Annotated in this window: 6 protein-coding genes and 1 pseudogene; 3 read left to right on the forward strand and 4 right to left on the reverse strand. The window is 65.3% G+C overall.

Annotation, left to right across the window (positions count from 1 at the left end; genetic code table 11):
• Positions 1-108: 108 nt before the first annotated feature.
• Together A5651_RS12175 and A5651_RS12180 are read right to left on the reverse strand one after the other, a co-directional pair.
• Positions 109-1,476 (reverse strand): annotated as a pseudogene (locus tag A5651_RS12175) (amino acid permease); the annotation flags it as partial.
• 109 nt (positions 1,477-1,585) lie between these two features.
• Positions 1,586-3,088: a gamma-aminobutyraldehyde dehydrogenase gene (locus A5651_RS12180; protein WP_066980366.1), complete on the reverse strand. Its 1,503-nt coding sequence runs from the start codon at positions 3,086-3,088 to the stop codon at positions 1,586-1,588.
• 121 nt (positions 3,089-3,209) lie between these two features.
• Between A5651_RS12180 and A5651_RS12185 the strand changes: the two genes are divergently transcribed.
• From A5651_RS12185 to A5651_RS12195, 3 genes are all read left to right on the forward strand, one after another.
• Entirely contained in the window at positions 3,210-3,725 is a 516-nt protein-coding gene (locus A5651_RS12185; RefSeq protein WP_066980372.1) for an Lrp/AsnC family transcriptional regulator, read from the forward strand.
• The gene (locus tag A5651_RS12190) at positions 3,722-5,107 is read left to right on the forward strand and encodes an aspartate aminotransferase family protein (RefSeq protein ID WP_066980375.1); all 1,386 of its coding nucleotides are present in this window, start codon (positions 3,722-3,724) and stop codon (positions 5,105-5,107) included. Before A5651_RS12185 ends, A5651_RS12190 begins: the two co-directional genes overlap by 4 nt.
• A 177-nt stretch (positions 5,108-5,284) precedes the next feature.
• Complete coding sequence (locus A5651_RS12195) at positions 5,285-6,496, forward strand: D-alanyl-D-alanine carboxypeptidase family protein (RefSeq protein WP_066980378.1); 1,212 nt, start codon at positions 5,285-5,287, stop codon at positions 6,494-6,496.
• A gap of 5 nt (positions 6,497-6,501) precedes the next feature.
• Here A5651_RS12195 and yhjD read toward each other — a convergent pair whose 3' ends face one another.
• Both yhjD and trpS read right to left on the reverse strand, forming a co-directional pair.
• Positions 6,502-7,527, reverse strand: coding sequence for an inner membrane protein YhjD (yhjD, locus tag A5651_RS12200; RefSeq protein WP_066980381.1), 1,026 nt, complete (start codon positions 7,525-7,527; stop codon positions 6,502-6,504).
• An 18-nt stretch (positions 7,528-7,545) separates the two neighbouring features.
• A partial coding sequence (gene trpS / locus A5651_RS12205; RefSeq protein ID WP_066980384.1) for a tryptophan--tRNA ligase occupies positions 7,546-8,269 on the reverse strand: 724 nt, incomplete at its 5' end.

Consider the following 8,269-nt stretch of genomic DNA (forward strand, 5'->3'; position numbering starts at 1 on the left):
TCGGTGGCGTGAAGCGGTCGGGCTTCGGCCGGGAGCTCGGCCGCTACGGCATCGACGAATTCGTCAACAAGAAACTGATTCGCATCAGCTGAGCATCGTGCGGGCTTTCGTCTCCGCGGTGCCGGCGTCGACCTGGTGGCGCGCGTTGAACAGTAGGTTGAGGAAGAACACCACCAACACAACGGCCCACGACAACAGGCTGAGCAGCAGCTGGGAACGGAGCTCGTCATCGAAAAACATCTGCACCAGGATCGCCAGCATCGCGAGCGTGGTGAGGACCGACAGCACCGGGAAGAACCACATCTTCAGCCGGTAGTCGGCGCCGGAATTGCGGCGGCGCAAGGTGATTTGCGAGATGGCGATCAGGATGTAGACGAACAGGATGATCGCACCGCTCGAGTTGAGCAGGAACGCAAAGATGGTTTTCTCCGCGAACGCGGCGGCGATGACGCAGGCGAACCCGACGATCGACGAGAACAGGATGGCGTTGACGGGCACGCCGCGACGCGACAGTCGCACCAGCAGTTCGGGCGCCTCGTTGCGCGCCGCCAGCACGAACAACATCCGCGACGCCGTGTACATCCCTGAGTTCAGGCAGCTGAGCACCGCCGTCAGCACGACGGCGTTCATAATGTCGTCGGCGTAGGGAATTCCCATCTTCGTGAATGCAGCGACGAACGGCGATGCGGCCAGGTCTTCGCTATCCCACGGCACGATCGTGACGAGCAGGAACACTGACAGGACGTAGAAGATCAGGATCCGCCAGATCACCGACGTGGCGGCCTTCGCGACCGCCCTCTCGGGATCCGACGACTCGGCGGCCGCGATCGTTGCGATCTCAGGACCGACCATCGAGAAGATGACCGTGACGATGCCGACGGTGATAACGCCGGCTCCCATCGGCATGAACCCGCCGTGGGTCCACAGGTTGGAGAAGTCAGTTGGCTTGTCGGGCCACAGGCCAAGCACGAAGCAGGCGCCGATCGCGATGAACGCCAAGATTGCCGCCACCTTGATGCCGGCGAACCAGAACTCGAATTCACCGTAGGACTTGACCGAGAACAGGTTCGTTGCGGTCATCAGGACCATAAAGATCAAGGCGCACAACCACAATGGGATGCCGAGCCAGTACTGGACGATCTTCGCGCCCGCGATCGCCTCGAAGCCGACGACGATCACCCAGAAGTACCAGTAAAGCCAGCCGACGGAGAAGCCGGCCCAATGGCCGAGGGCGTCGCGCGCGTAGTCGGCGAACGAGCCCGTCGACGGGTCGGCGACCGCCATCTCGGCGAGCATCCGCATCACCATGATGATCAGCAGACCGGACAGCGCGTAGGTGATGAAGGCGCCGGGCCCGGTGTCGCCCATCACGACTCCTGAGCCGACGAACAAGCCTGCGCCGATGACCCCGCCGATCGCGATCATCCTCAGCTGACGCTGACTCAGAGACTTCTTCAATCCCGGCTCGGCGGTCATGGGCGCTCCTGTTGATCTTGACGATCCGGCCGGAATACCCATTTCGCTTTGTGACCTAACTCACTCACGCCGGCGCGTCGGGATGCTCGGCGCGCGGACCGTCAATGGCCTACCGCTTGCTGAAGATGATGCGGTGCCAGTCCTTCTCGGCGACACCGGTGATGTCGCTCATCACGTGCTTGATCGTGAGGTACTCCTCGAACGAGTAGTCCGACATGTCCTTGCCGAACCCCGACGCGCCGACACCGCCGTGCGGCATCTCGCTGATGATCGGGATGTGGTCGTTGATCCACACGCATCCTGACCGGATCTCGCGCGACGCGCGCTGTGCTCGGTAGACGTCACGGGTCCACGCCGATGCCGCAAGCCCGTAAGCCGTGTCGTTGGCCTGGCGCAGCGCGTCGTCGTCGTCGGTGAACGACCGCACGGTCAGCACCGGCCCGAAGATCTCGTCGCGGTACACCTCGGAGTCCTCGGCGACGTCGGCGATCACCGTCGGCCGGTAGAACGAACCGGGCCGATCGGGCGCACTGCCACCGGTGACGATGCGGCCGCCCTGACCGGGCGCCCGCTCCACCATGCCGGAGACCTTGGCACGGTGCGCCATTGAGATCAACGGCCCCAGATCGGTGTCCTCGTCGTTCGGATCGCCGACAACGATCTCGCTCATCACTTCGGCGACGCCGGCGACGAAGTCGTCGTACAGCTCGCGCGCGACGATCGCCCTGGTGGCGGCGGTGCAATCCTGTCCGGTGTTGATCAGCGCGCCGGCGACCGCGCCCTGGATCGCGGCGTCGAGGTCGGCGTCGTCGAACACCACGAACGGCGCCTTGCCGCCGAGCTCGAGTTGTGTGCGATGCCCGTGTATCGCAGCGGCGGCCATCACCTTTCGGCCCACTGGCGTCGACCCGGTGAAGGTGACGACGTCGACGTCGGGGTGACCGGCCAGCGCCGTGCCGACGTCACCGCCCGCTCCGGTCACGACGTTGAACACGCCGTCGGGCAGGCCCGCCGCGGTGGCCAGCCGCGCCAACGTCAGCGTGGTCAACGGTGTCAGCTCGGCGGGTTTGATGACGACGCTGCATCCGGCGGCCAATGCCGGAAGCACCTTCCACACCGCCATCTGCAACGGATAGTTCCACGGCGTGATGGTGGCGACGACACCGACGGCTTCGCGCCGGATGCTGGAGGTGTGGTCGCCGGAGTACTCGGCGGTGGCCTTGCCCTCGAGGTGACGCGCTGCCCCCGCGAAGAACTCGACGTTGTCGATGCTGCCCGGCACATCGAATTCGCGGGCCAGCCGCGCCGGCTTGCCGGTTTGACTCACTTCCTCGGTGATCAGTTCGTCGGCGTGCTCGGCCATCAGCGCGGCGAGCTTGGCCAGCGTCGTCGCGCGCTCGACCGGGGTGGCGCTCCCCCAGCCGGGCTGAGCTCGTCGCGCTGCCGCAACGGCCGCGTCGACATCGGCCGGGGTGGCCAGAGCCAGTTCGGCGACGACGTCGCCGTTGGCCGGGTTGACGACCTGATGAACGGCGCCGCCGGTGGTCACCGCCGTGCCGTTTATCCAGCTGCTGGCTCTGATGCCGGAGGAGGCCGATACCGTCGCAGTCATGGCCCAACGCTAACTGACTCTGGCACACGGGCTACGCATTCCTGCCGTCTCCGGATAGCTCTGCGCGTGATTTCATAGCTTTGGTTGCTTGTAACGACGGATTCCGTGCACAATCACAGGCATGGCCAACCCGGGTGCTGACGCCGCCCAGCCCATCTTCCAGCGCGTTCAAACGCGTCCCGGAGCGGCGGTGCAACTCGACGACCTGTCCAAAGCGATCATCGAGAAGCTGCAACAGGACGGTCGTCGATCGTATGCGGGGATCGGCAAGGCGGTCGGACTCTCCGAAGCCGCGGTGCGGCAGCGGGTCCAACGCATGGTCGACGCGGGCGTGATGCAGATCGTCGCTGTCACCGATCCCATGCAGCTGGGCTTCGCCCGGCAGGCGATGATCGGGATCCGCTGCACGGGCGACACGACGCTGGTGGCCGACAAGCTGGCCGCCATCGATGCGGTCGAGTATGTGGTGCTGACCGCTGGTTCCTTCGACGTCATCATCGAAGTGGTCTGTGAGGACGACGACGATCTGCTGGATCTGCTCAACACCCAAATCCGCGCACTGCCGGGTGTGCTCTCCACCGAAACACTCGTATATCTGAAATTGGTTAAACAACAATATAATTGGGGCACACGATGACGACAACCGGTGTAGCACCGGAGGTTTCAAGCGATCTAGCGAGCAAGGCGAACCGGCATCTGTGGGGTCACTTCGCACGGCACGGCAACGGAATCGCGCCCCCGATCATCACCCGCGGCGAGGGTGTGACGATCTGGGATGACAAGGGCAAGAGTTACATCGACGGGTTGAGCGGCCTGTTCGTCGTGCAGGTCGGCCACGGTCGCAAGGAGCTCGCGGAGGCCGCTGCCAAACAGGCCGAGACGCTGTCGTTCTTTCCGTTGTGGTCTTATGCCACGCCCCCGGCGATCGAATTGTCCGAGCGCGTAGCGAATTACGCTCCGGGCGATTTGAACCGCGTCTTCTTCACCACCGGCGGCGGGGAGGCCGTCGAGACCGCGTGGAAGCTGGCCAAGAACTACTTCAAACTCACCGGCAAGCCGGGCAAGCACAAGGTGGTCTCGCGTTCGATCGCCTACCACGGCACCCCGCAGGGGGCGCTGGCCATCACCGGTCTGCCGACCTTCAAGGCGCCCTTCGAGCCGCTGACGCCCGGCGGCTTCCGCGTGCCGAACACGAACTTTTACCGCGCGCCGGAGCCGTACCACACCGACGTCAAGGCGTTCGGCGCGTATTGCGCCGACCGGATCGCCGAGGCCATCGAGTTCGAGGGCCCCGACACCGTCGCCGCGGTGTTCCTGGAACCGGTACAGAACGCCGGCGGCTGCTTCCCGCCGCCGCCAGGGTATTTCGAGCGGGTCCGCGAGATCTGCGATGCCTACGACGTGCTGCTGGTGTCCGATGAGGTGATCTGCGCGTACGGCCGCATCGGGTCGATGTTCGCCTGTGACGACTTCGGCTACGTGCCCGACATGATCACCTGTGCCAAAGGACTGACGTCCGGCTACTCGCCGATCGGCGCAATGATCGCCAGCGACACGCTTTTCGAGCCGTTCAACGACGGCAAGACGACGTTCGCGCACGGCTATACGTTCGGCGGGCACCCGGTGTCCTCGGCGGTCGCGCTGGCCAACCTCGACATCTTCGAACGCGAAGGCATCAACGACCACGTCAAGGAGAACGCGCCCGCGTTCCGCGCGACGCTGGAGAAGCTGTACGACCTTCCGATCGTCGGCGATGTACGCGGCGAGGGCTTCTTCTACGGCATCGAGCTGGTCAAGGATAAGGCCACCAAGGAGACGTTCACCGACGAGGAATCCGAGCGGCTGCTGCGCGGCTTCCTGACCCCCGCGCTGTTCGAGGCCGGCCTGTACTGCCGCGCCGACGACCGCGGCGATCCCGTAGTGCAACTTGCTCCCCCGCTGATCAGCGGGCAGAAGGAGTTCGACGCGATCTACGACATCCTGCACCGGGTGCTGGGCGAAGCCAGCCGGATGCTCTGAGCACCCAGCGAATCCCTCCAAATTCGACTTTTGCAGAGTTCTACTCGAACTTTCCCTGCAAAAGTCGAATTTCGGCGAGTGGTGGCCTGACTGTGCGTCACAAACGCAACTTGAGGCACAGTAGTCACAGCGTGGCTCCCGAAAAACCCCTTGGCCATCGCCTAATCTGCGGGGACGATGGCGACGTTCACATCTGCGGCTCGGCGCGCTGGCGCCCTGGTAGCGGCGCTTTTCCTGACGGCAGGCCCGGCGCTGGCGAATGCCGAGCCCAACGCCGCGCCCGATGCCTGCCCGTATCGGGTCAACACGCCGCCGGCGGTCGACTCGTCGGAGGTGCCGACGGCCGGTGACCCGCCCCAACCGCTGGCCGTGCCGTCCGACCCGGTCGGCGGCGACGCCCTAGCTGGCTGTGGCATCATCGCCGCGCCCGGCACACCGCCGGTTCCGGGCGACATCTCCGCAGAGGCCTGGCTGGTCGCCGACCTCGACACTGGCGACGTCATCGCCGCCAAGGATCCGCACGGCAGGCACCGCCCGGCGAGCATCATCAAGGTGCTGGTGGCCATCCAGGCGCTGCGCGACCTGCCGGTCCACAAAGTGGTGGCCGGCACCGCCGACGACGCGGCCGCCGAGGGCACGAAGGTCGGTATCGGCGAAGGCGGCCACTACTCCGTCGGCGACATCCTGCACGGGCTGCTCATGCACTCCGGCAACGACGCCGCCCACGCCCTGGCCATGCAGCTGGGCGGAATGGACGCCACGCTGACGAAGCTCAACGACCTGGCGGCCAAGCTGGGTGGCCGCGACACCCGGGTGGCCACACCGTCTGGCCTCGACGGACCGGGCATGAGCACATCGGCCTACGACATCGGGCTGTTCTACCGATACGCCTGGCAGAACCCGACATTCGCCGAGATCGTCGCGACGCGCGAGTTCGATTTTCCGGGTCGCGGTGACGCCGGATATCCGATCGAGAACGACAACAAGTTGCTCATCAACTATCCCGGCGCGATGGGCGGCAAGACCGGTTACACCGACGACGCGGGCCAGACCTTCGTCGGCGCCGCCAACCGGGACGGCCGCAGGCTGGTGGCGGTGCTGTTGCACGGCACTCGCCAGCCGATCGCCCCGTGGGAGCAGGCGGCACACCTGCTGGACTACGGCTTTGCGACCGCGCCCGGCACAAAGGTCGGCACGCTCGTCGAACCGGATCCGTCGCTGGTGGTCGCCCCGCAGAAAGCTGGAGACCCCACCACGGTGAAGGCCGCGCCCGCGTTGCCCGCGGCCGACGCAATGCCGGTGCGGGTCGGTGTTGCGTTCGTCGGTGCGGTGATCGTGTTCTGCCTCATCATGGCCGCGCGCTCGCTGAACCGCAGGCCTCAGAATTAGTCACGTCAACGACGCCGGGCCAGATGTGAAAAGCCGAGTGCGCCAAGGGCTCCCACGGCCGCAGCGGTCAGCGCCCCAACGGGCCCGATTCCTTCGCGTACCTGTACGCGAGGGTTGATCACGGCTCCGGCGGGCGGCTCGACGGGGGCGGCCTCCAGGTTTTCCCTGGCCGTGGCCGCCCATGCGGTGGCGAACAGGATCATCCTGGCGGTGATGTAGGCGAACACCATCAGGCCGAGCACCGGACCGAACGTGGCGCCGGCGGGGCCCGTCACCACCGACCTCAGGTAGATCGATGCCACCAGTTTGAAGATCTCGAATGCCACCGCGACCATCAGCCCGGCCCGCGCGGCGCTGCGGAAGCTGACCGACTCCCGGGGCAACCGCGCGATCATCCACGTGAACAACAGCCACGAGATCAGCAGTGAGATGACGAGCGAGGCAATGCGCAGCCCGATGCTGACCCCCGGAAAATCTTGTAGACCAAGCCATTTGACGATTCCACGCATCAGGCCCGAACTACTCAACGCCGACAGCGCTATCGTGAGCACGATCGCACCGAACAAGCCGACGATCGCGATGAGGTCGGAGATCTTGGTACGGATGAAGCCGCGGGAGTCGTGCCGCATCAGCCCCCACATCTGGCTCAGCGCCTCGCGGAGGTTGGCCATCCACCCCAGGCCCGCCCACGCCGCCGTCGCCAACCCGATGACGCCGACCGATGTGCGCGACTCGATCGCAGAATCCATCAACTTCACCAGCTGAGATCCGAGGTCCCCAGAAACACTTGCCTTGATGCGGTCGGTGATCTCGGCCAGCAGTTCCGGCTGGCTGGCCAGCACGAAGCCGGTGATCGCGAAGGCGACCATCAGCATCGGGAACAGCGCGAAGATCGTGAAGTAGGTGATGCCTGCGGCGTAGAAGTCACCTTTGCTGTCCTGGTAGCGCGACTGGGCGCGCATCACATGGTCGAACCACTTGTACCGGGCGCGGTAGCGGTCAAGAATTCCAGGCTCGGCCGGTTCGCCCATGCCGACCTCCCGAGAACGCTATGGCGACTGCTGTAGAAACCCTAGCCGCTCATATACCCGCTTCAATGTCCTGGCAGACACCTCGTTGGCGCGGGTGGCGCCGGCGGCGAGGACGCCCTCGAGCTCGGTGGTATCGGAGAGCAACTCGTCGACCCTGGTCTTGATCGGGGTGACGAATTCCACCACCGCGTCGGCGGTGTCCTTCTTCAGGTCGCCGTAGCCGCGGCCGGCATAGCCGTCGACGAGCTTGTCGATGTCGGCGCCGGTCACCGCGGCCTGGATTGTCAGCAGATTGGACACGCCGGGTTTCGCCTCGGGGTCATAGCGGATCTCGCGCTCGCTGTCGGTGACCGCCGACCGGATCTTCTTGGCGGTGACTTTCGGGTCATCGAGTAGCATGATCAGCCCGGCATCGGTGGACGCCGACTTGCTCATCTTCGCCGTGGGGTCGGCCAGGTCGTAGATCTTGGCGGTCGCCTTCGGGATCATCGGCTCGGGGATGACGAACGTGTCGGGAAACCGCGAGTTGAAGCGCTGCGCGACGTCGCGTGCCAACTCCAGGTGCTGACGCTGGTCTTCCCCGACGGGCACGACGTCGGTGTCGTAGAGCAATACGTCGGCGGCCATCAACACGGGGTAGGTGAACAGGCCTACGGTGGTGGCGTCGCTGCCCTCCTTCTGCGACTTGTCCTTGAATTGCGTCATCCGCGACGCCTGACCGAAGCCGGTGAAACAGCCGAGC

The sequence above is a fragment of the Mycobacterium sp. 1274761.0 genome, assembly GCF_001668615.1.
Lineage (GTDB): Bacteria > Actinomycetota > Actinomycetes > Mycobacteriales > Mycobacteriaceae > Mycobacterium.